Here is a 20,542-nt window from a genome sequence, read left to right on the forward strand (position 1 = left end):
CCGACAGTTAGGGATCGCACGTGTCCAAATCACTCGACAGCTTCAATTGCCGCCGCACGCTGACCGCCGGCGGCGCCGAGTACATCTACTATGACCTTGTCGAGGCCGAAAAGAACGGCCTCACCGGCATCGCCCAATTGCCCTATTCGATGAAGGTGCTGCTGGAGAATCTGCTGCGCAACGAGGACGGCCGTTCCGTCACCAAGGAGAGCATCCAGGCGGTCGCCGGCTGGCTGACTGACCGGGGCACCGCCGGCGTCGAGATCGCCTATCGCCCGGCTCGCGTGCTGATGCAGGATTTCACCGGCGTTCCAGCCGTGGTCGACCTTGCCGCCATGCGCGACGCCATGGCCTCGCTCGGCGGCGACCCGCAAAAGATCAATCCGCTGGTGCCGGTCGATCTAGTCATCGACCACTCGGTCATCGTCGACGAATTCGGCACGCCACTGGCTTTCGCCCGCAATGTCGAGCTTGAATATGAGCGCAACGAGGAACGCTACAAATTCCTGAAATGGGGCCAGCAGGCGTTCCGCAATTTCCGCGTCGTGCCGCCCGGCACCGGCATCTGCCATCAGGTCAATCTTGAGTATCTCGGCCAGGTCGTGTGGACCAACAGCGAAGATGGCGAGACCACCGCTTATCCCGACACCTGCGTCGGCACCGATTCGCACACCACGATGATCAACGGCCTTGGCGTGCTCGGCTGGGGCGTCGGCGGTATCGAGGCGGAGGCCGCGATGCTCGGCCAGCCGGTCTCCATGCTGCTGCCGGAAGTCATCGGCTTTCACCTCACCGGCAGGTTGAGGGAAGGCGTGACCGCCACCGACCTGGTGCTCACCGTCACGCAGATGCTGCGCAAGAAGGGCGTCGTCGGCAAGTTCGTCGAATTCTTCGGGCCGGGCCTGTCCAACATGACGCTGGCCGATCGCGCCACCATCGGCAACATGGCGCCAGAATATGGCGCCACCTGCGGCTTCTTCCCGGTCGACAGCGAAACCATCCGCTATCTCACAATGTCCGGTCGCGACGAAAGCCGCATCGCCCTGGTCGAGGCTTATTCGAAGGCGCAAGGCTTGTGGCGCGATGCCGGCTCTGCCGATCCGGTCTTCACCGACCTGCTGGAGCTCGATCTCGGCAGTGTCGTCCCGTCGATGGCCGGCCCGAAGCGGCCTGAAGGCCGGGTCGCACTTGAAGACATTCCGGCCGGCTTCGCCAAGGCCATGGAGACCGAATACAGGAAGGCCGCCGAAATCGACAAGCGCTATGCCGTCGAGAGCACGGACTACGATCTTGGCCATGGCGATGTGGTCATCGCCGCCATCACCTCCTGCACCAACACCTCGAACCCGAGCGTGCTGATCGGCGCCGGGCTGTTGGCGCGCAACGCCAACCGGCTCGGCCTCAAGCAGAAGCCGTGGGTCAAGACCTCATTGGCGCCGGGCAGCCAGGTCGTCGCCGAATATCTCGAGAAATCCGGCCTGCAGAAGGAGCTCGACCAGATCGGCTTCAACCTGGTCGGCTTCGGCTGCACCACCTGCATCGGCAATTCCGGCCCGTTGCCGGCGCCGATCTCCAAGACCATCAACGATAAGGGCTTGATTGCTGCGGCAGTCTTGTCCGGCAACCGCAATTTCGAAGGCCGCGTCTCGCCCGACGTGCAGGCGAACTATCTCGCCTCGCCGCCGCTGGTCGTCGCCCACGCGCTGGCCGGGACCGTGACCAAAGATCTGACCACCGAGCCGCTCGGCGACGATCGCAACGGCAGTCCGGTCTATCTCAAAGACATCTGGCCAAGTTCGGTCGAGATCCAGGAATTCATCGAGAAGAACGTCACGCGCGAATTGTTCGCCCGCAAGTATGCCGACGTCTTCAAGGGCGACGAGTACTGGCAGAATGTCAAGGCGCCGGAAGGCCAGACCTATGCCTGGGACGACAATTCGACCTATGTGCAGAACCCACCCTATTTCGCCGGCATGAAGTCAGGCTTCGGCAAGATCGGCGATATCAAGGGCGCGCGTGTGCTCGGCCTGTTCGGCGACAAGATCACCACCGACCACATTTCGCCGGCCGGTTCGATCAAGGCGGCCTCGCCGGCCGGCAAGTATCTCACCGACCACGGCGTCGGCGTCGCCGATTTCAACCAGTACGGCACACGCCGCGGCAATCATGAGGTAATGATGCGCGGCACCTTCGCCAATATCCGCATCCGCAACCATATGCTGGGCGAGAACGGCCGCGAGGGCGGCTACACCATCCATTATCCCTCGAAAGAAGAGGAATCGATCTACGACGCCGCGATGCGCTACAAGAAGGAAGGCGTGCCGCTGGTTATCTTCGCCGGCGTCGAATATGGCAACGGCTCGTCGCGTGACTGGGCGGCCAAGGGCACCAATTTGTTGGGCGTCCGCGCGGTCATCGCCCAGTCCTTCGAGCGCATCCACCGCTCCAATTTGGTCGGCATGGGCGTGATCCCCTTCGTCTTCGAGGAAGGCACCTCATGGGCCTCGCTCAACCTCAAGGGCGACGAACTGGTCGAGATCGACGGACTGAGCAACATCAAGCCGCGGCAGAAGATGATCGCCAGGATCACCTACGGCGACGGCAGCGTCAAAGAGGTTCCGATCATCTGCCGCATCGATACGCTGGACGAGCTCGACTACTTCAAGAATGGCGGCATCCTGCAATACGTGCTGCGCGATCTGGCCGCTTAAGGGAGTAGGGCAATAAGGAAATAGGGCAGTAGGGTGAAGCAAGGAGAAGCGACTTATTCCCCTACTGCCCTACTGCCCTACTGCCCTACTGCCCTACTGCCCTACTGCCCTGTCTTGGCTTGCCAAACCGCGCTGTCGCCGCCAGCAGCACGCCGAGCATCAGCCCGTTGAATATGTGCCACAAGAAATGCGTGCCGAGCGGAAAGCCGCCGCAGACCAGCGGATCGATCATCCTGCAGATGACCGACACGACGAAGATCGCCGAACCCGCCAGATTGTACCAGCCGGCGCGATTGCCGCTGGCCGCCACCCAGGCGCCGAAGAAGGCGAGCGCCAGAAACGGAGGCAGATAGCCGGTCGTCCCGTTCGACGCCTGGCGCAGCCAGTCGGGCACGGCAAAGGTCACCAGCCCGGCAACGGCGTAAAAGGCGACGAAAATGGCGATCGCCTTGACCCATTTCATGCCGAGAAAACGTCGCAGGTTGAACAGCGTGTAGGCCAGCGTGAACCCTGCAATGGGCAGCACGTCGGCCAGGATCATTGCCCTTGTGGCAAAGGTGTGGAACAGCGACGAGCCGACGCCGATCGCCGCCACCCACCAGGCCAGCACTTCGGCGAAGGTGCCGGTGCCGCGCTTTCGCACCTGCCAGACACCCCATAGCCCGGCGGCAAAAAAAGCCAGATTGCTCAGCGCATTGAGCGGTTCGGCCCAGAATTCCGGCCCCGTCCGTTCGCAATAAAGGTCGACCGGCGCCAGGAGAGATTGCCACATGCTGATTGCCGCCCGAATCGCTTCCATCGTGAAGTGCAAGTCCACCTATTGCGCCCTTGCCAGCGGTTGCAACGGCAAAATTTCACCGCAACGTGACTTCCCGTTGACTGCCGCTTCTGCCACATATTTCGACAACCAGAACAAAGCCGGCGTCACCGGCGGGATCGGAACGGCCATGCCATCTCCCAGACCATTGCGGCTTGCGGCCCTTGCGCTGGCCCTCTCGGCGTTTGCCGGCAGGGCCCTTGCCGAGCCAACCGACAAGCCATTAGGCGTCGTCGAGCTCTTCACCAGCCAAGGATGCAACTCCTGTCCGCCGGCCGACGAATTCTTCGCCGAGCTTGCCGCCAAGGAGGACATCGTCGCGCTCGCCTATCATGTCGATTATTGGGATTACCTCGGCTGGCAGGACACGCTGAGCCGCAAGGAAAATACCGAGCGGCAATACGAGTATATGCGCGCCTTCGGCAGTCGTTCCGTCTACACCCCGCAAGCCGTCATAAACGGCCGCAGCCATGTCAACGGCGCCAGCCGCAAGGAAGTCGACGGCGCGCTGGCCCGCATGGAGAGGGTCGGCGAAGGCATGCGCGTCGGCATCAAGGTCAGCCGGACCAGCGATCGCGTCATGATCGATGCCGGCGACGCCGTGACCGGCCCCACCGACGCGCATGTCGTCATCGTCTATTTCAACCCGCCACAGACGATAAAAATCGGCAAGGGTGAAAACAGCGGCCGCAGCATGACCTACTGGAACGCCGTCTCCAGCATCCAGACCGCCGGCGTGTGGCACGGCAAGGCGCAGCGCTACGAACTGCCGATGAGCGAGATCGCCAAGAAGGGCGGCTGCGCCGTGCTGCTGCAGTCGGTCGGCAAGGACGGCATGCCCGGGCCGATCCTGGGCGCAGCCTTTATCCGCAAGCCTTAAGCGGGGACCTCTCCTTCTCCCCTTGTTGTGGGAGAAGGTGGATCGGCGCGCAGCGCCGAGACGGTTGAGGGGTGCTGGAAGAATTGAGGCGGCGGCGATTTCAAGGAAATTGCCAAGCTGGAACACCCCTCATCCGTCGCCTTCGGCGACACCTTCTCCCACAAGGGGAGAAGGGAGAACCGCGCTCAACCTTCTGATGGCAGCCAATCCGGACGGATCGCACCGCCACGGCTCCGGCCAATAAAAAACCGGCGTCAGCTTGCTTCTGACGCCGGTCATTTAGGTTTTGGGATCGTCGCACCCGATCTTTCCAAGGAAAAACCGAGGTTGGTTCGATCCGACGCAGACCCGTGGGCGGGGGGCTTGGGGTTTACGAGCCGGTGCCGGACCGAACCGTCTCAGGCAACACCGGTAAATTCGTCGGACATTGGGGCATGAGCACGGATAAAAAAAGGCAGGATTGTGGCGAAGCATCACCAATTCCAACAGGCGTTTCGCAAACGTGACTGGACGCTGGAGAAACCGCGCGGTGCTGGCCTTGCCCGGCCGGGCCTTGCAATTCGGCAACGAAAGCGCCAACTTTGGTCGGCGTACGATTCATTGCGAGGATCCAGGCATGACTGATCGCAGCAGCGGGACGGAGGATGGGGACGCATCCGCAATATTGATCCCGCTGCATGAGGCAAGACGCGAACGCCTCGACCAGCCGGTGCGGTTCGACCGGCGCGAACTGGACCAGATCCTCAGGCTCTACGGCCGTATGGTTGCCGCCAACGAGTGGCGCGACTATGCCATCGACCATCTCGCCGACCGCGCCGTTTTTTCCGTCTTCCGCCGCACCAGCGAAGTGCCGCTTTTCCAGATCGTCAAGGATCCGAAGCTGGCGCGACGGCAAGGCGCGTTCGCCGTCATCGCCGCCGGCGGGCGCATCCTCAAGCGCGGCCAGGAACTCGGCCGGGTGCTTGGCGTGTTCGACCGAACACTGAAGCTGGTCGAGGCGTAACCCTTTATTTTTGCTGGCGGAACTTCCGCTCGGGCAGCGATTGCGGATCAGGCGGGATGGACGCCCCGCCATTGATCGGCAGCTGCATGAACACCGTGTCCAGCCAGCGTCCGTGCTTGTAGCCTGAGCCTTCCAGGCGGCCGGAATGACGAAAGCCGAGCTTCTCGTGCAGCCGTACCGAGGCGCTGTCGGGCCGGCCGTCGCCGATCACCGCGATGATCTGGCGAAAACCCGCCGCCTTGGCCGCCTCGATCAGCCCTTGCATCAGGAGCAGCCCGACGCCTTGCCCTTTGGCCTCGGGCGCGACATAGACGGAATCCTCAACGACGAAGCGGTACGCCGGGCGCGGCCGGAACGCCCCGGCATAGGCATAGCCGAGCACGGCGCCGGCCTTTTCCGCAACGAGATAGGGAAAGCCGCCCGCCATCAGGCTGTCGAAGCGCGCGCCCATCTCGGTACGGCTTGGCGGTTCGAGTTCATAGCTCGCCGTGCCATTCGTCACCGCGTCGGCATAGATTTCCGTGATCCGGTCGAGATCGGCCGACGTCGCGGCCCGCAAGGTGATGCTGCTCATAATTTAGGCACGTCGTTCATCTGCCCTATATCACAGCAAAAGCCGGCACAAAAGAAAAGAGCGGCCATTGGGCCGCCCTTTCCAAACTCGCTGGTCCAGGAAAACCGTATTTAGCGACGGTCGCCCATGAACTGCAGCAGGAACATAAACAGGTTGATGAAGTCGAGATAGAGCCTCAATGCGCCCATAATCGCCTTGCGGCCGGCGACATCAGTCTCGTCGCCCTCGAAGTACATCTCCTTGATGTTCTGCGTGTCGTAGGCGGTGAGGCCCGCGAAGATCAGCACGCCGATCGCCGAAACGGCGAAGGAAAGCGCCGACGACTGCAGGAAGATGTTGATCACCATCGCGATGATCAGGCCGACCAGGCCCATGACCAGGAACGACCCGAACGCCGAGAGATCGCGCTTGGTCGTGTAGCCGTAGAGCGACAGCCCGCCAAAGGCGGCGGCGGTGGCGAAGAAGGTCTGCGAGATACTGGCGGTGGTGTAGACCAGGAAGATCGACGACAGCGACAGGCCGACGAGGCCGGCGTAGACCCAGAACGTCGTCTGCGCGGCCGAAACGCTCATCGACTGGACTCGGAACGACAGGAACATCACCGCTGCCAGAGGGGCAAAGATCACCAGCCATTTCAGCGGCGAACCAAAGATCGCGTAGCCGAACGAGGTCAGCATCTCGCCGCTTGGCAACGTCGCGACGGCCGAGGCGGGATCGCTGGTGGTGGCCAGCATGATTGTGCCGACCGCGGCAAGGCCGGTGATGAGGAGGCCAAGCCCCATCAGATTGTAGACCTTAATCATGTAGGCCCGCAGGCCCTGGTCGATGGCAGCATCGACGCCGGCGCCGGGCACGGCGCGCGTCTGATAATTGCGAACGGGATCAGCCATGGAAATCCTCATATTGCTTCTGCCCCGTCCGGTGTCAGGTCCTTTGAACCCAGGCGCCGCTGGCGGGGCTCCAGCATGCCTGCGCCGAAATATGATGGTTCTTGGCGTAAAGGACAAGACCGTAACCAAGCGTAATGCTCCGTGAAGTGCCGGAGATACGGTTTTATTGGCCTTCCCGCCCGGAACATTACCGAGATTTAATCAAAAACGGCTCTGGCTCAAAGATTCCGCAGCACCGGCGCCGCCTTGTGGCCCAACACCCGCCACGTGCCGGCAAGGCCGATGCCGACCGTGACCACCAGCGAAAAGCCGATGGTCGCCACCGCCACCTCGGGCATGAAGTGCGATGGCAGCGTCATGATGCGCGCGACGACGAACCATGCCGCCACACCGCCCGCCGCCAGCGCGAAGATCGCGGTAGCAAGGCCGATCAGCATGTATTCCAGCGAAAACGCGGCGATCAGCGTTTTCCTGGTCGCACCCAGGGTCTTCAGCACCACCGCGTCGTGAATGCGAGCCCGGTTGCCGGCGGCGAGCGCCCCGGCCAGCACCAGCACCGAGGCGATCAACGCCACGCCCGCTGCTGCCCTGATTGCTGTGCCGAGCTGCGCCACCAGCCGGTTGACGATTTCGAGCGCGTCCTTGACCCTGACCGTCGTCACCGCGGGAAAGGCACGCGTGACGGCGTTGAGAAGATGCGCATCGTCGGCTGCCGACGCATTCGTCTCGGTCAGCGTCGCCAACCAGCCATGCGGCGCACCGGCGAATGTGTTGGGCGAGAACACCATGACGAAATTGATGCCCATGGTTTCCCATTCGACCTGGCGGAAATTGGCGATCTTGGCGGTGATGTTGCGGCCGAGCACGTTGACGGTGATGGTATCGCCGAGCTTCAGCCCGATCTCTTTGCCTTCCTCGGCGGAAAACGAGACCAGCGGCTCGCCGGCATAGTTCTCCGGCCACCAGCTGCCCTCGGTCAGCGTCGCATTCTCCGGCAGCTTTGCGTCATAGGTCAGGCCGCGATCGCCGCGCAGTACCCAGGCGCCTTCGGCCGGAACCTTGACCTTGTCGACATCGACGCCGTTGAGCGCCATCACCCGGCCGCGCAGCATCGGCACCTTGATCAGCTTGCCTTGCGGTGCCTCTTTGCCGACCAGCGCGGAGAAGGCATCGACGTCACCGCTCTGGATATCGACGTAGAAGAAGTTCGGTGCCCTTTCCGGCAGGCTGCCCGAGATCTGCCGCCTGAGATTGCCGTCGATCAGCGCCAGCGTCACCAGCAGCGTCAGCCCGAGTCCCAACGACAGCACCACGGACGGCGTCAAGGCGCCAGGCCGATGGATGTTGCCGATGGCGAGCCTGAGCGCGGTCGAGCGCACGCGCGGGCTTTTCTTCGCCGCCCACTGCACCAGCGAGCCGACCACACGCAGCACCAGGAACGACAACACCGTGGCGCCGACGAAGATCGAGGCAATACGGCGGTCGCCGGAAAACAGGATCGCCAGTACCGCGAGCAGCAGCGCGATGCCCAATGCCGCGGCGATATAGAGCGGGCGGGGAAAACCGCGGCCCTCGAAACCCATTTCGCGAAACAGCGCCGTTGCCGGCACGTCGCGGGCGCGGCCGAGCGGCAGCAAGGCGAAAGCCAGCGTCACGAGCAGCCCGAACAGCGCTGCCATGCCGAGGGCGCCGGGATAGAACCCACCTTCCGCCGGCACTGGAATGACCGATTGGAGTGCCGCGCTGGCCGCGAACGGCATCAGCGCGCCAAGCACAAGGCCTAGCGTGATGCCGAGGGCGGCGATCATCAGGATCTGCACCAGATAGACGGCAAAGACGAACCCGCCCGAAGCCCCCAGGCTCTTGAAGGTGGCGATGACGCCGCGCTTGCCGTCGAGATAGGCACGCACGGCATTGGCCACGCCGACGCCGCCGACCACCAGCGCCGTCAACCCAACCAGCGTCAGGAATTGCGAAAACCGCTCGATATTCGAGGACAGCGCCGGCGCTGCGTTGCTGCGGGTGCGGATCGACCAGCCGGCCTGCGGGAACTGGTTTGCCGCCTGCTCCTGGATCGCCTTGATCTGTGCCTCAGTGGTGCCGCCGGGCAGGCGGACCTTATAGGCGTTCTCGACCAGGCTGCCCGGCTGGATCAGGCCGGAAGCGGCAAGCCCGTCGGTCGACACCATCAGCCGCGGCGCAAAACCGAAGCCATCCGACACTGCATCCGGCTCGTTGACCAGCCTGGCGCGCAGCTCGAATGTCGCGCTGCCGAGCTTTAGCCGGTCACCGATGCCAAGGTTCAGCCGCTCGAACAAGAGGTCCGGGGCGGCGGCGCCGAAGACGCCGGATTTTTCGCCGAACAGATCCTCTCGCGACAGCACCGGCTCGGTCTCCAGCGCACCATAGAGCGGATAGGCGCCGTCGACCGCCTTGGCCTCGACCAGCGCCTGGTCGGAGCCGTCCTCGAGCCTCGCCATCGAGCGCATATTGGCGCTGTGCGAAACCGTGCCAAGCCGGTCGAGGAAGCTGCGTTCGGCTCTGGTCGGATCGCGCTGGTTGAGCTGGAAGCGGAGATCACCGCCGAGCAGCGTCTGGCCCTGGTCGGCAACACCGGCGGAAATAGCCTGCGCCACCGAATTGACGCCGCCGATCGCAGCGACGCCGAGCGCGATGCAGGCAAGGAAGATCAGGAAGCCGGACAGCCCGCCACGCATTTCGCGCAGCGAAAACCGAAAGGCGAGCCTCAGCGTTTGCGCCAGCGGCATCACGCGGTCACCTTGCCAGCCCTGGTGGCCGGCTTAGGCGCGTCTTCGATCAGCCCCGACCGCATCGACACCTGGCGCGAGCAGCGCGCCGCGAGTAGCGGGTCATGCGTGACCAGCACCAGCGTCATGCCGCGTTCGGCCGCCTTGGCAAACAGCAGGTCGGCGACGTGCCGCCCCGTTGCCTGGTCGAGATTGCCGGTCGGCTCGTCGGCGATCAGGATGCGCGGCGACGGCGCCAGTGCCCGGGCGATGGCCACGCGCTGCTGCTCGCCGCCAGACAATTCGCCGGGGTAATGGGTGACGCGATCGCTGAGACCGACCGCCGCCAGCTCGCGCGCCGCCACGCCGAATGGATCGACATGGCCGGCAAGCTCCAGCGGGACCGCAACGTTTTCCAGCGCCGTCATATTGGGGATGAGATGGAACGACTGGAACACGATGCCGATGTTTCGCCCTCGAAACGATGCGATCTGATCTTCGCTTTTGCCGTTGAGCAGCTCGCCGGCAATTCGGACCGTGCCCGAATCGACCCTTTCAAGTCCGGCCAAAACCATCAGCAATGTCGACTTTCCCGAACCTGAAGGTCCAACGATGCCTGTCGCTTCGCCGCCCGCCACATCGAGGCTGACGCCCTTCAGCACATGGACCGAGGATGCACCTTCGCCGAGCGTCAGCGATACGTCTTTCAGCGAAATGACGGCTTCTTCCAAAATCAAATCGTCCTATATGGGGGATGAAGGCTAGTGCATCCGATGCTCGACAAAGACGAAAACCTGCCTTCGCCAACAGATGTTCCTGGTCATATGGGGCCTGCCGCATGGCTTTCAAACACACCTTTGCCGCAGCCTTCGCCCTTTTCCTCGCCATTTGCGGCGCCATTTCGTCGGCGCGCGCCGAACCGTTCACCATTGTCGGTTTCGGCGACAGCTTGATGGCGGGTTATGGCCTCGGGCCAGGTCAGGGCTTCACCGAGAAGCTGCAGGCGGCGCTGCGCGCCAAGGGCTACGATGTCACGGTCGCCAATGCCGGCGTCTCCGGCGATACGACGAGCGGCGGCCTGTCGCGGCTCGACTGGTCGGTGCCGGACGGCACGCAGCTCGTCATCCTGGAGCTCGGCGCCAACGACATGCTGCGCGGCGTTTCGCCCGCCATAGCGGAAAAGAACCTGGATGCCATGCTGGCAAAACTGAAGCAGCGCAAGATCGCCGTTTTGCTGGCCGGAATGCGCGCGGCGCCCAATCTCGGCGCCGACTACCAGAACGCCTTCGACGCGACCTTTCCGAGACTGGCTGAAAAATATGGCGTGCCGCTCTATCCTTTCTTTCTCAAGGGCATCGCCGGTCAATCCGTCCTGCAACTCGAGGACGGCCTTCATCCAAACGCCCGAGGCGTCGACCGCATCGTCGAGGGTATCCTGCCCAGTGTGGAGAAGACCATTGAAGCGGTCCGGGGCAATTCCTGAAGGCGAGGGCTCGCCGTCGCAACACCTTCCGCAGGGGAAGCTTTTAGGCAGGCCTGCGACCAACAAACCCCTTGCCCCGTTTGAATATCGATGATTCGCTAGGGGCAAGAGTTCGATTCGAGGACAGGAGGCTTCCCATGCCGCGTCTTTTTACCGCCCTCGAGATACCGCGTGATGCCGCTCTTTCGCTGTCCCTGCTCAGGGGCGGCCTGCCCGGAGCCCGCTGGATCGACGTCGAGAACTATCATCTGACGCTGCGCTTCATCGGCGATGTCGAGGGCCATGTCGCCGACGAAATCGCCAATGCGCTTGACCGTGTTCACCGCCCGTCCTTCCCGCTGACGCTGTCCGGCGTCGGCGCCTTCGGCCAGAAGAAGCCGCATGCGGTGTGGGCCGGGGTCGCCGCTTCGCCCGATCTTTCCGCATTGCAGGCCGAGATCGAGCGCATCTGCCAGCGGCTCGGCATCCCGGCCGACCCGCGCAAGTTCATGCCGCATGTGACGCTGGCCCGCCTGCGCAATTCGAGCCCGCTCGATGTCGCCCAGTATCTGTCGGCGCGCGGCAATTTTTCGACGCTGCCGTTCCGGATCGGCCGCTTCGTGCTGATGTCGTCGCGCGATTCGGTCGGCGGCGGGCCTTACGTCGTCGAGGAGGCCTGGCCGCTTTCAGGTGCTGACAACCGCGTCGCCAGCCGTTTGGTCGGCGCCGCCGACGCTTCGCGGATCATGCGGTAGACGGACATGGCCAGGGAGAAACTAGCAAAAGAGGCGATCCGCGCCGAACTTGCCGGCCTCGACGGCTGGTCGCTGGCCAAGGATGGTGGCTCGATCACCCGCAGCTTCACCTTCAAGAATTTCTCCGAAGCCTTTGCCTTCATGACCCGCGTTGCCCTGGCCGCGGAGAAGATGGACCACCATCCCGACTGGTCGAACGTCTACAAGACGGTAAACGTGACCCTCAACACGCACGACGCCGGCGGCCTGACCGCGCTGGATTTCGATCTGGCCAGGAAAATGAACCGCTATTTCGGCGGCTGAGCCTATCTGCACCTTGCAGCGAGGTTCGGCTTTCACCACATTTTGCCTCGCGGTCACGCGTGAAGTCACGCGACGGCCGCAAGGAGAGGTTGATGGCGCAAAAATCCGGTTTTGATTTCTTTGGCCTCGGCAGCAAGCCGGGCAACGAGAGCGAAGTGCGCGAAAAGTTCTGGCGTACGGCGAAGAAGGCCGCCCGGCAGATCCCGTTCATGGAAGAGGTGGTCGCCGCCTATTACTGTGCCATGGACAAGAAGACGCCGCTGCGCGCCAAGGGCACCTTGCTGGCTGCGCTCGGCTATTTCGTGCTGCCGACGGACGTCATCCCCGATTTCATCCTTGGGCTAGGCTTCACCGACGACATCGCCGTGCTGACCGCCGCGATTACCGCCGTCAGCGCCCACATCACGCCGGCGCACCGGCTCGCCGCCAGGCAGGCCATCGCCGACAAGAGCTGAGCCGGTACGGCGCAAAAAATCGCGTGAGAACCGACTTTCCGGCCGTCAAACCCACCGCCGCACCCGCGCCTTGTAGGCGCGATAGGCATCTCCGAACTTCCGCTCGAGATAGCGCTCTTCCGGCGCGATTACGCCGGTATTGATCACCCACAGCAGCGGGACGACGAGCGCAATAGCCCAAAGACTTCCGGCCGCGACGCCGAGGCCCAAATAGATGAGGGTCGTTCCCAGATAGAACGGATTCCTGGTGCGCCGATAGATACCGTCGACGACCAGCGCCGTCGTCGGCAAGGTCGGTGGTATGTTGGTTCCAGCGGCCTGAAAGCGGCCCGCTGCCATAAAGATGAACACGAAGCCGCACACCGCGAGCACGGCGCCGGTCAGATAGCGGGCGAGCGCCTGCCCGGCCATGACCGGGAGCGGCACGAGCACCTCGAGCACGGTTGCCGCCACCAGGAAGCCGAGGAAGATCAAAGGTGGCAGCGCAATGACCCCGGCCACGTCGGGCGCGCCCGATCCGCCCGCCGTCTCCCCGGCATCCGACCGGCGCACCGCGCCACCGGCCGCCCGCCGCATGGCGACACGAATGCCGAACACAATCGCCAGGACGGCTGTGCCGCCCGCCAGGATCAGGACTGTCTCGGAAACGGCCATGGCCAAATCTCCCGTAGCCGCCAAGAAGGGCGCCCTGGCCGAACGTCGTGGAGGCGAACGTAGACATGGTACCATCTGGAGGGAAATTCGTCACGTACATCAGAAAAGCCAGGATGGCTGCAAGGACCTAGCTGCTTGAAAAGTCAAACTCTTGCCGTTTTCGTGGCCTCCAAGTCGCGGCAGGGACAGTGCGCCAGCCGCTTTTTCGAGCGGCAGCGCGAAGACGGCGGCGGTTTCCTGGCGTGAACATCCTTTTCTCAGGGAAATTCACCGTTTGGTAACCCAGATTAAATCAAAATGAAGCGACGGGCAGGACGCCGAGCCGGCCTGCCGCCGCACCAGTGGAATACGGGAAAAGAGATGCGCGGATTGATTGCTATAGTTTCCAGCCTGGCCCTGGTGGCCTTGACGGCGCCCGCGCTGGCGCAGTCGGCAACCAAGATCGGCCAGCATAATGCCTGGGGCACCTACAGTTATCAGGCGTCGGGCGGCGGCAAGGTCTGCTATGTCCTGACGGTGCCAACCGACAAGCAGCCGCCGACGCTCGATCACGGCGACATGTTCTTCTTCGTCAGCCAGCGGCCGGGGCAGCAAGTGTCCTACGAGCCGCAATTCATCGCCGGCTATACCTTCCAGGAGGGTTCCAAGGCCACCGTCACCATCGACAAGAAGTCTTTTTCGATGTTCACGCGCGGCAAGTCGGCCTGGGTCGAGAACGCCGCCGAGGAGCCGGTGCTGATCGCCGCGATGAAGACCGGCACCGACATGAAGGTGTCGGCCAAGTCCGGCCGCGGCAACACCACCACCTACGTCTTCTCGCTGAAGGGCATCTCGGCGGCGCTGGCCTCGATCGCCAAGTGCAAGTAGGCGGTTAGGCGCGGTCTTCCCTTCTCCCCTTGTGGGAGAAGGTGGATCGGCGCGCAGCGCCGAGACGGAAGAGGGGTGTTGGACGGAACGCCGTCGGCGCCAAGCTGGAACACCCCTCATCCGACCGAGCTTCGCTCGGCCACCTTCTCCCACAAAGGGAGAAGGAAGAACCCGGCATGACTCCGCCGCTAACCTGTGCTATGCGCCGCGCTTCATTTCGGGCACGATGCTGTATTCGGCCGCAAATCGCTTATATTGGCGCAACAATGACCCTTTCATTCGATCTTACCGCCGAAGGCGCGCGTGACGCGTTGCGCACCCGCACGACGCCTGAAAAGCCGTCGCTGATCGGCTTGACGCGCGCCGAACTCGGGGCCGCCCTTGTCGCTGCCGGCATCGTGCCGGAGCGCCAGGCGAAAATGCGCGCCCAACAGCTCTGGCATTGGATCTATGTGCGCGGCGTTTCCGATTTTGCCGGCATGTTCAACATCTCCAAGGATCTGCGCGCGGCGCTCGACAGGCATTTCACCGTTGCCAGGCCCGAGATCGTCGAGGAGCAGATTTCCACCGACGGCACGCGCAAATGGCTGTTCCGCTTTCCGCCGCGCGGCGCCGGCCGGCCGGTCGAGATCGAGACCGTCTACATTCCCGAAGAGGGCCGCGGCACGCTGTGCATCTCTTCGCAGGTCGGCTGCACCCTGACCTGCTCCTTCTGCCACACCGGCACGCAGAAGCTGGTGCGCAACCTGACGGCGGAGGAAGTCCTCGCCCAACTTTTGACCGCCCGCGACCGGCTCGGCGATTTCCCCGACCGCGATACGCCCGACGGCGCCATCGTGCCGGCCGAGGGCCGGAAAGTGTCCAACGTCGTCATGATGGGCATGGGCGAGCCGCTCTACAATTTCGAGGCGGTGAAGAAGGCCCTGCTTATCGCATCCGACGGCGACGGGCTTTCCCTGTCGAAGCGCCGCATCACGCTGTCGACCTCCGGCGTCGTGCCCGAAATCTTCCGCACCGGCGAGGAGATCGGCGTCATGCTGGCGATCTCGCTGCACGCCACCAATGACGATTTGCGCGATCTCTTGGTGCCCATCAACAAGAAGTATCCGCTGAAGGATCTGATCGCTGCCTGCCGCGCCTATCCAGGCCTGTCGAACGCCAAGCGGATCACCTTCGAATATGTCATGCTGAAGGACGTCAACGATTCCATCGACGACGCCAAGGCGCTGGTCAAGCTGCTCAAGGGCATCCCCGCCAAGATCAATCTGATCCCGTTCAATCCGTGGCCGGGCACCAACTACCAGTGCTCGGACTGGGAGACGATCGAGAAATTCGCCGACTACATCAACAATGCCGGCTATGCCTCGCCGATCCGCACGCCGCGCGGCCGCGACATCCTAGCCGCCTGCGGCCAGCTCAAGTCGGACTCCGAGCGCATGCGCAAGGTCGACCGGCTGGCGCTGGAAGCGATGATGATCGCGGGGCATGGCGAGGCGTGAAATACCTCAGGCGATTGGCAGTGACTTTGCTCTGCTACGCCCTGGCTGCCTTCGCCATGTCTCTGGTCTTTTTCCTGCTCGATGCACTGATGTGGTGGCGTGTTCCCGCTTTCCTGTCCACTCGAGATAGTTGGTCGCTGTTGCTGCTTGGAGCGATGATCGCAGGCATCTTTGGCGCACCGCTGGCAATCCCGATGGTCATTGCTTCCCAAGTTCTCGAGGCGAGACGCTGGATTCTTTTTGTCGTCGGGGGAGCTTTCGTTGGGACGTGCGTATTTGCGGTCTGGAAACTGCATCCGTCGGCACAGAGGCCACCGGACGTTGACGTGTTGGTGGCCCTAATCATTGCGGGAAGCTTGGCAGGAGCCGTCTATCGCCTGGTCGAGAGCCGGTTCCTGCAAATGCCCGGACAATTCGCGTGAACCGCCTCGTCGCCTATCTGATCCGCTTCGCCGTCATCCTTGTCGGCTACGGCGTTGCATCGCTGGCTGCCAGCGCCTTCCTCAATATCATGTTCCTGGCGTCTCTGGGGCTGATGACGGACGAGACACAGCCGGTAGCGCAGGCCTCGCTGTGGTTTTCCGTCCCCTTTGTCGCACTGTTCGTCGCCTATTTCGCCTTCATGCCGGCTGCCGTCGCCATCCTCGTCTCCGAGATTCTCGGCCGGCGCGACTGGCTGTTCTATGCGCTGGCGGGCGCAGCGGTGGCGGCGGTCTTCCTCGGCTTCGTGCGCCAGACAAAAGATGCCAATTTCGAGATCACCAACACCAGCGTCATGCTGGCGGTGATCGGCTGCGGTATGGTCGGCGGTATTTTCTACTGGCTGAGCGCCGGGCGCTCGGCCGGAAGCTGGCGTCAGATCGGACGCCCTATTTCGCCTGGGCCGTCAGGATCTTGAGCGCGAAGGCCGAAAAAACTCCGGCAAACAGATAGTCGACGACGCGGGTCACACGCGGGCTGGATTTCATCGCGGCCGAGAATTTTTCGGCCGCCAGCACCATCGGCGCCGTCACCGGGATCGCCAGCACGACGAACATCGCGCCGAGGAAGAACAGCTTTCCCGGCGCGTTGGGATCATGCGCGGAGACGAATTGCGGCAGGAAGGTCATGAAGAACAGGATGATCTTCGGGTTGAGCAGATTGACCCCGAGCCCCGCCGCCCAGCTGCGGAACAGCGAGATCTGCGGCCCGCTCTTCTTCTCCGGTGAAAACGCCGACCCTTTTGTGATCGCCTGCCATGCCAGGAAGACCAGATAGCCGGCGCCAAAAATCTTCAGCACGAAGAACGCCATCGGCGAGGCGACGATCAGCGCCGAGACGCCGACCACCACCAGCGTGGTGTGAATCAGCGTGCCGCACAAGGCGCCGGCCATCGAGGCAAAGCCGGTGGCGCGGCCCTGGCTCAGCGTGCGCGACACGAACAGCGTCATATCAGGCCCAGGCGTGATCGCCAGGATGAAGGTGGCGATGGAGAACTGGATAAGCGTCGTACTGTCGGGGATGAAGGACATGGTTCGTCTCGTAGCGGCAAAAAGACGGCGCAGCCATACCGCAAGAGCCGTGTCCTCGCCAGCCTCTGGGCGATACAGCATCTGGTCCAGGCATCGTTCGTCCCTTGCGCTGGCCTAAAATGGCGTGATACCTCGCCCGCGAAGAACCCCTGTCGCGGAACCGCCCACCATGTCGAAAGCAAAAGCCGTCAAGAAAGTCGTGCTCGCCTATTCCGGCGGCCTTGACACCTCGATCATCCTGAAATGGCTGCAGACCGAGCTCGGCGCCGAGGTCGTCACCTTCACCGCCGATCTCGGCCAGGGTGGCGAACTGGAGCCGGCCAGGCGCAAGGCCGAGATGATGGGCATCAAGGATATCCGCATCGTCGATGTCCGCGAGGAGTTCGTATCCGATTTCGTCTTCCCGATGTTCCGCGCCAACGCCGTCTATGAAGGCACATATCTGCTCGGCACCTCGATCGCCCGGCCGCTGATCTCGAAACATCTTGTCGAGATCGCAAAAGAGACCGGCGCCGATGCGATCGCCCATGGCGCCACCGGCAAAGGCAACGACCAGGTGCGTTTCGAGCTGTCGGCCTATGCGCTCAACCCCGACATCAAGGTCATCGCGCCGTGGCGCGATTGGTCGTTCAAGTCGCGGACCGATCTCATCAACTTCGCCGAGCAGCACCAGATCCCGGTGCCGAAGGACAAGAAGGGCGATGCGCCTTTCTCGGTCGACGCTAACCTGCTGCATTCGTCGTCCGAGGGCAAGGTGCTGGAAGACCCGTGGAGCGAGCCGCCGGAATTCGTCCACCAGCGCACCATCTCGCCGATGGATGCGCCGGATGAGGTCACCGAGATCGAGATCGAATTCCTCAAGGGCGACCCGGTTGCGCTCAACGGCAAGAAGCTGTCGCCGGCAACGATGCTGGCGGCGCTGAACGATCTCGGCCGCGACAACGGCATCGGCAGGCTCGACCTGGTCGAGAACCGTTTCGTCGGCATGAAATCGCGCGGCGTCTACGAGACCCCCGGCGGCACCATCCTGATCGCCGCCCATCGGGCGATCGAATCGATCACGCTCGACCGCGGTGCGGCCCACCTCAAGGACGAGTTCATGCCGCGCTATGCCGAGCTGATCTACAACGGCTTCTGGTTCGCGCCCGAGCGCCTGATGCTGCAGGCAATGATCGACAAGAGCCAGGAAGACGTCGAAGGCACCGTGCGGCTGAAGCTCTACAAGGGCAACGTCATGGTCACCGGCCGCAAGTCGAGGAAGACGCTCTATTCCGACGCGCTGGTCACCTTCGAGGACGACCGCGGCGCCTACGACCAGAAGGATGCCGAAGGCTTCATCCGCCTCAACGCGCTCAGGCTGAGGACACTGGCGGCGCGTAGTCGCAAGGGTTGATATTCCCAACAGGCCCAATGCTTAGATGAGTTAGGAACCCGGTGAGGACACCGGGTTTTATTTGGCGTCTCTAATGTAATAGAAGCCGCGATTTCAGATCGTTTCCTGTTTGACCTTTCCGTGATTTGATCTTACTTCTCTTGCGGGTCGGAGGGCTTTGACAGTGAAAAACAGAATTTTTCTTCTGCTTGCGGCGGTGGCCGTCTTTACCGCGGGTCAGTCCACGCAAGTCCCGGCGGGGCAAACATCCAAGTTCCATACTTGCAAAAGTTTTGACGGCCCCTTCCAGATTCCCGCTTCCCAGAAATGCCCGTTGAGCGGCTACGCGCAGGGTCCCAGAGTCCCGACGGTCATCGGGGACAAGCCAAAAGCGGCTTCCCCGGCGCCGCGGAATTCCAAATTCCGTACCTGCAAAAGTTTTGACGGCCCCTTCCAGATTCCCATTTCTCAGAAATGCCCGTTGAGCGGCTACGTGCATTATTGAGCGTGATGTGCCCAGGCGCTTGGCCACGCTTGGAGCTGGTTTCCTGCCCGCGTTGGCTGTCCTGGCGAACTTGGCCGTCGCCAAAGCCAACGATGACCCCCCTCCCTCGACCTTCCCGCGCTGGTCGAGTGCAGGGCTGACGTTCCGACCTATAGTGGTTTTGCCCTTTGGCTGAGCGACCGCCCCGATGCGCCCGCAAAGCTCGGCTGGAACGACGTTTCTTCCGGCAATCCTTTCCTCAAGCAATATGAATTGCCGGCCCCGCTTCGCGTATTCGGGCGCGAGACGGCGTCCGTCGTCTTTGCCGCGAGCGGGCCGATGGCGGTTCTCGACGGCGTTTCCGCACCAGACCTTGCCCGCGAACTCGGCATCGCACCCGAACTCGCGCCACCGGACAAATTCCTTGGCGAGAAGGTGCTCGTCGAGAGCAGCGAGGAAGCGGACGGCATGACATTTTCCACGCGCATCGCGCTCAATGTCTCAACCGTTGATTCACATCCCGGCAAGGTGCTCGCCGGCTGCTCCTACGCGTTCGACGTGAAATAGAAAGTCCGGCGCTTGGCCGGGCTTTCTGTCGAATAGAGCAATTCCAGGAAAAGTGTGAAACGGTTTTCCGTCCGGAATTGCGTTAAGACAAAGCTCTAGAGGTCCCTGTCAGTCGGCATCGATCGCCGTGGCCATGCGGGCGATGGCCTGTTGATAGACGCTCGCGGAATTCCAGCCAGCGATTGCGCCCATATTCGCCTGCGCGCTCGCGCCGGCCCGCCAACCATGACTCTTGAGAAAGTTGGCGGTGGAAGCCAACGCAGTGCTCTTGTCGCGCAGATTTTTGTTTCCGACACCATACGTCAAAACATTTCCGGGCAGGAACTGCGTGTGGCCGATCTCGCCATGCGCGGCACCGACCGACGAGGCGCTCAACGCTCCGCGATCAACCAGCTTCAGGGCCGCAATGGCATGCGGGTAGAAGAACTCCGGACGGCGACAGTCATAGGCCAGCGTTAAAATGGCGGAGACCGTATTCTGGTTGCCCATGGCGGAACCGAAGCCGGTCTCCATGCCCCAGATGGCGAGCAACACGCCCGGCGACACGCCGTAATTCCGTTCGATCTTGTCGAACAGCGCAGCATTGGCCTTCTTCAGCGCACGGCCCCTGGCAATGATCGCGGACGCGCCACGGCGCTTCATGAAAGCTTCCACCGAGCCGCTGAAAGCCTTATGGATGGCGCGGTCGACGGAGATCGTCTTTGTCGCGTAGGTTGCGCGAGCCAGAGCGGCCAGACCCTTCGAGCCGACACCGTCGGCCTTCGCCTCCGCGGCGAACTCCGGTTTCCATGCCTCGAAGCCGGCGCCGCTCTTGCCACAGCTGGCCGCTGCCTGCGCGCCCGTCGCCAGCGCAAGCACCGCCACCACCGTGGCCACTACAAACATCTTCCCCTTGGCAAGAAATGCCATGCTGCTCTCCTGGTTGCCTGAATCACGTTCCCAATTGCGAACTTGCCTGCGAAACACCTGCTTGTCACTGCCCCGGCGCCAC

22 protein-coding genes are annotated in these 20,542 nt (G+C 62.8%); 13 read left to right on the forward strand and 9 right to left on the reverse strand.

The genetic code is table 11. From position 1 onward, the window contains the following. Window positions 1–20 precede the first annotated feature (20 nt). Window positions 21–2,711, forward strand: coding sequence for an aconitate hydratase AcnA (gene acnA, locus NKI70_RS06535; protein ID WP_023679816.1), 2,691 nt, complete (start codon window positions 21–23; stop codon window positions 2,709–2,711). Between the two features lie 85 nt (window positions 2,712–2,796). Here acnA and NKI70_RS06540 read toward each other — a convergent pair whose 3' ends face one another. Further along, window positions 2,797–3,483 carry a ceramidase domain-containing protein gene (locus NKI70_RS06540; RefSeq protein WP_352578085.1) on the reverse strand — a complete coding sequence of 229 codons (687 nt, stop codon included), beginning with the start codon at window positions 3,481–3,483 and terminating at the stop codon, window positions 2,797–2,799. A gap of 45 nt (window positions 3,484–3,528) precedes the next feature. Continuing rightward, window positions 3,529–3,660 (reverse strand): hypothetical protein, encoded by a 132-nt coding sequence (locus NKI70_RS06545; RefSeq protein ID WP_352456351.1) that lies wholly within the window; start codon window positions 3,658–3,660, stop codon window positions 3,529–3,531. On the opposite strand from NKI70_RS06545, the gene NKI70_RS06550 reads away from it, so the two are divergent. Both NKI70_RS06550 and NKI70_RS06555 read left to right on the forward strand, forming a co-directional pair. After that, window positions 3,659–4,408, forward strand: coding sequence for a DUF1223 domain-containing protein (locus NKI70_RS06550; RefSeq protein WP_352724392.1), 750 nt, complete (start codon window positions 3,659–3,661; stop codon window positions 4,406–4,408). The genes NKI70_RS06545 and NKI70_RS06550 overlap by 2 nt on opposite strands. 616 nt (window positions 4,409–5,024) lie before the next feature. Beyond that, the gene (locus NKI70_RS06555) at window positions 5,025–5,411 is read left to right on the forward strand and encodes a DUF2794 domain-containing protein (protein WP_031212724.1); all 387 of its coding nucleotides are present in this window, start codon (window positions 5,025–5,027) and stop codon (window positions 5,409–5,411) included. Between the two features lie 4 nt (window positions 5,412–5,415). Here the strand turns inward: NKI70_RS06555 and NKI70_RS06560 are convergent, their stop codons facing one another. The 4 genes from NKI70_RS06560 to NKI70_RS06575 all read right to left on the reverse strand — a co-directional run bounded on the left by NKI70_RS06560 (window position 5,416) and on the right by NKI70_RS06575 (window position 10,353). Next, window positions 5,416–5,985 carry a GNAT family N-acetyltransferase gene (locus NKI70_RS06560; protein WP_352577256.1) on the reverse strand — a complete coding sequence of 190 codons (570 nt, stop codon included), beginning with the start codon at window positions 5,983–5,985 and terminating at the stop codon, window positions 5,416–5,418. Window positions 5,986–6,095: 110 nt separating this feature from the next. Beyond that, window positions 6,096–6,875: a Bax inhibitor-1/YccA family protein gene (locus NKI70_RS06565; RefSeq protein WP_254817871.1), complete on the reverse strand. Its 780-nt coding sequence runs from the start codon at window positions 6,873–6,875 to the stop codon at window positions 6,096–6,098. Between the two features lie 218 nt (window positions 6,876–7,093). Beyond that, a complete protein-coding gene (locus NKI70_RS06570) occupies window positions 7,094–9,643 on the reverse strand; it encodes an ABC transporter permease (protein ID WP_352697002.1) in 2,550 nt (849 codons plus the stop codon). Further along, window positions 9,643–10,353: an ABC transporter ATP-binding protein gene (locus NKI70_RS06575; protein ID WP_031212726.1), complete on the reverse strand. Its 711-nt coding sequence runs from the start codon at window positions 10,351–10,353 to the stop codon at window positions 9,643–9,645. Before NKI70_RS06575 ends, NKI70_RS06570 begins: the two co-directional genes overlap by 1 nt. Before the next feature lie 107 nt (window positions 10,354–10,460). Between NKI70_RS06575 and NKI70_RS06580 the strand changes: the two genes are divergently transcribed. From NKI70_RS06580 to NKI70_RS06595, 4 genes are all read left to right on the forward strand, one after another. Continuing rightward, window positions 10,461–11,105 carry an arylesterase gene (locus tag NKI70_RS06580; RefSeq protein WP_352577260.1) on the forward strand — a complete coding sequence of 215 codons (645 nt, stop codon included), beginning with the start codon at window positions 10,461–10,463 and terminating at the stop codon, window positions 11,103–11,105. A gap of 137 nt (window positions 11,106–11,242) precedes the next feature. After that, window positions 11,243–11,839: an RNA 2',3'-cyclic phosphodiesterase gene (thpR, locus tag NKI70_RS06585; protein ID WP_352456356.1), complete on the forward strand. Its 597-nt coding sequence runs from the start codon at window positions 11,243–11,245 to the stop codon at window positions 11,837–11,839. A gap of 6 nt (window positions 11,840–11,845) precedes the next feature. Further along, on the forward strand, window positions 11,846–12,142 hold the full coding sequence (locus tag NKI70_RS06590) for a 4a-hydroxytetrahydrobiopterin dehydratase (RefSeq protein WP_023679826.1): 297 nt from the start codon (window positions 11,846–11,848) through the stop codon (window positions 12,140–12,142). Between the two features lie 92 nt (window positions 12,143–12,234). After that, complete coding sequence (locus NKI70_RS06595; protein ID WP_031212728.1) at window positions 12,235–12,597, forward strand: YkvA family protein; 363 nt, start codon at window positions 12,235–12,237, stop codon at window positions 12,595–12,597. A gap of 45 nt (window positions 12,598–12,642) precedes the next feature. Here NKI70_RS06595 and NKI70_RS06600 read toward each other — a convergent pair whose 3' ends face one another. Then, complete coding sequence (locus NKI70_RS06600; protein WP_352570032.1) at window positions 12,643–13,251, reverse strand: methyltransferase family protein; 609 nt, start codon at window positions 13,249–13,251, stop codon at window positions 12,643–12,645. A 360-nt stretch (window positions 13,252–13,611) separates the two neighbouring features. Between NKI70_RS06600 and NKI70_RS06605 the strand changes: the two genes are divergently transcribed. The 4 genes from NKI70_RS06605 to NKI70_RS06620 all read left to right on the forward strand — a co-directional run bounded on the left by NKI70_RS06605 (window position 13,612) and on the right by NKI70_RS06620 (window position 16,515). After that, window positions 13,612–14,118, forward strand: coding sequence for an invasion associated locus B family protein (locus NKI70_RS06605; protein WP_023721899.1), 507 nt, complete (start codon window positions 13,612–13,614; stop codon window positions 14,116–14,118). Window positions 14,119–14,384: 266 nt separating this feature from the next. Further along, complete coding sequence (rlmN, locus tag NKI70_RS06610; RefSeq protein ID WP_352697004.1) at window positions 14,385–15,617, forward strand: dual-specificity RNA methyltransferase RlmN; 1,233 nt, start codon at window positions 14,385–14,387, stop codon at window positions 15,615–15,617. Window positions 15,618–15,637: 20 nt separating this feature from the next. Beyond that, a complete protein-coding gene (locus NKI70_RS06615; RefSeq protein ID WP_352724393.1) occupies window positions 15,638–16,039 on the forward strand; it encodes a hypothetical protein in 402 nt (133 codons plus the stop codon). Continuing rightward, the gene (locus tag NKI70_RS06620; RefSeq protein WP_352621555.1) at window positions 16,036–16,515 is read left to right on the forward strand and encodes a hypothetical protein; all 480 of its coding nucleotides are present in this window, start codon (window positions 16,036–16,038) and stop codon (window positions 16,513–16,515) included. Before NKI70_RS06615 ends, NKI70_RS06620 begins: the two co-directional genes overlap by 4 nt. On the opposite strand, the gene NKI70_RS06625 is transcribed toward NKI70_RS06620, so the two are convergent. Further along, window positions 16,487–17,128, reverse strand: coding sequence for a LysE family translocator (locus tag NKI70_RS06625; protein WP_352479689.1), 642 nt, complete (start codon window positions 17,126–17,128; stop codon window positions 16,487–16,489). The genes NKI70_RS06620 and NKI70_RS06625 overlap by 29 nt on opposite strands. A 169-nt stretch (window positions 17,129–17,297) precedes the next feature. Between NKI70_RS06625 and NKI70_RS06630 the strand changes: the two genes are divergently transcribed. Further along, entirely contained in the window at window positions 17,298–18,521 is a 1,224-nt protein-coding gene (locus NKI70_RS06630; protein ID WP_352697006.1) for an argininosuccinate synthase, read from the forward strand. An 802-nt stretch (window positions 18,522–19,323) separates the two neighbouring features. Continuing rightward, window positions 19,324–19,551, forward strand: a complete 228-nt coding sequence (locus NKI70_RS06635) for a hypothetical protein (protein ID WP_352724394.1) — start codon at window positions 19,324–19,326, stop codon at window positions 19,549–19,551. 108 nt (window positions 19,552–19,659) lie between these two features. Here NKI70_RS06635 and NKI70_RS06640 read toward each other — a convergent pair whose 3' ends face one another. Continuing rightward, window positions 19,660–20,460 (reverse strand): lytic murein transglycosylase, encoded by an 801-nt coding sequence (locus NKI70_RS06640; protein WP_352470839.1) that lies wholly within the window; start codon window positions 20,458–20,460, stop codon window positions 19,660–19,662. Window positions 20,461–20,542: the final 82 nt, after the last annotated feature.

It is taken from the genome of Mesorhizobium sp. M0500, from assembly GCF_040321165.1.
In the GTDB taxonomy this organism is placed as follows: Bacteria; Pseudomonadota; Alphaproteobacteria; order Rhizobiales; family Rhizobiaceae; genus Mesorhizobium.

Bases quoted from the DNA above. Each gene is read 5' to 3' on its own strand.
- NKI70_RS06635 (WP_352724394.1), top strand. From the start codon at position 19,324: ATGGCGGTTCTCGACGGCGTTTCCGCACCAGACCTTGCCCGCGAACTC.
- NKI70_RS06545 (WP_352456351.1), bottom strand. From the start codon at position 3,660: ATGGCCGTTCCGATCCCGCCGGTGACGCCGGCTTTGTTCTGGTTGTCG.
- NKI70_RS06565 (WP_254817871.1), bottom strand. From the start codon at position 6,875: ATGGCTGATCCCGTTCGCAATTATCAGACGCGCGCCGTGCCCGGCGCC.
- NKI70_RS06540 (WP_352578085.1), bottom strand. From the start codon at position 3,483: ATGTGGCAATCTCTCCTGGCGCCGGTCGACCTTTATTGCGAACGGACG.
- NKI70_RS06605 (WP_023721899.1), top strand. From the start codon at position 13,612: ATGCGCGGATTGATTGCTATAGTTTCCAGCCTGGCCCTGGTGGCCTTG.
- NKI70_RS06590 (WP_023679826.1), top strand. From the start codon at position 11,846: ATGGCCAGGGAGAAACTAGCAAAAGAGGCGATCCGCGCCGAACTTGCC.
- NKI70_RS06560 (WP_352577256.1), bottom strand. From the start codon at position 5,985: ATGAGCAGCATCACCTTGCGGGCCGCGACGTCGGCCGATCTCGACCGG.
- NKI70_RS06625 (WP_352479689.1), bottom strand. From the start codon at position 17,128: ATGTCCTTCATCCCCGACAGTACGACGCTTATCCAGTTCTCCATCGCC.
- NKI70_RS06640 (WP_352470839.1), bottom strand. From the start codon at position 20,460: ATGGCATTTCTTGCCAAGGGGAAGATGTTTGTAGTGGCCACGGTGGTG.
- NKI70_RS06600 (WP_352570032.1), bottom strand. From the start codon at position 13,251: ATGGCCGTTTCCGAGACAGTCCTGATCCTGGCGGGCGGCACAGCCGTC.
- NKI70_RS06555 (WP_031212724.1), top strand. From the start codon at position 5,025: ATGACTGATCGCAGCAGCGGGACGGAGGATGGGGACGCATCCGCAATA.
- NKI70_RS06595 (WP_031212728.1), top strand. From the start codon at position 12,235: ATGGCGCAAAAATCCGGTTTTGATTTCTTTGGCCTCGGCAGCAAGCCG.
- NKI70_RS06550 (WP_352724392.1), top strand. From the start codon at position 3,659: ATGCCATCTCCCAGACCATTGCGGCTTGCGGCCCTTGCGCTGGCCCTC.
- NKI70_RS06630 (WP_352697006.1), top strand. From the start codon at position 17,298: ATGTCGAAAGCAAAAGCCGTCAAGAAAGTCGTGCTCGCCTATTCCGGC.
- NKI70_RS06570 (WP_352697002.1), bottom strand. From the start codon at position 9,643: ATGCCGCTGGCGCAAACGCTGAGGCTCGCCTTTCGGTTTTCGCTGCGC.
- thpR (WP_352456356.1), top strand. From the start codon at position 11,243: ATGCCGCGTCTTTTTACCGCCCTCGAGATACCGCGTGATGCCGCTCTT.
- rlmN (WP_352697004.1), top strand. From the start codon at position 14,385: ATGACCCTTTCATTCGATCTTACCGCCGAAGGCGCGCGTGACGCGTTG.
- NKI70_RS06580 (WP_352577260.1), top strand. From the start codon at position 10,461: ATGGCTTTCAAACACACCTTTGCCGCAGCCTTCGCCCTTTTCCTCGCC.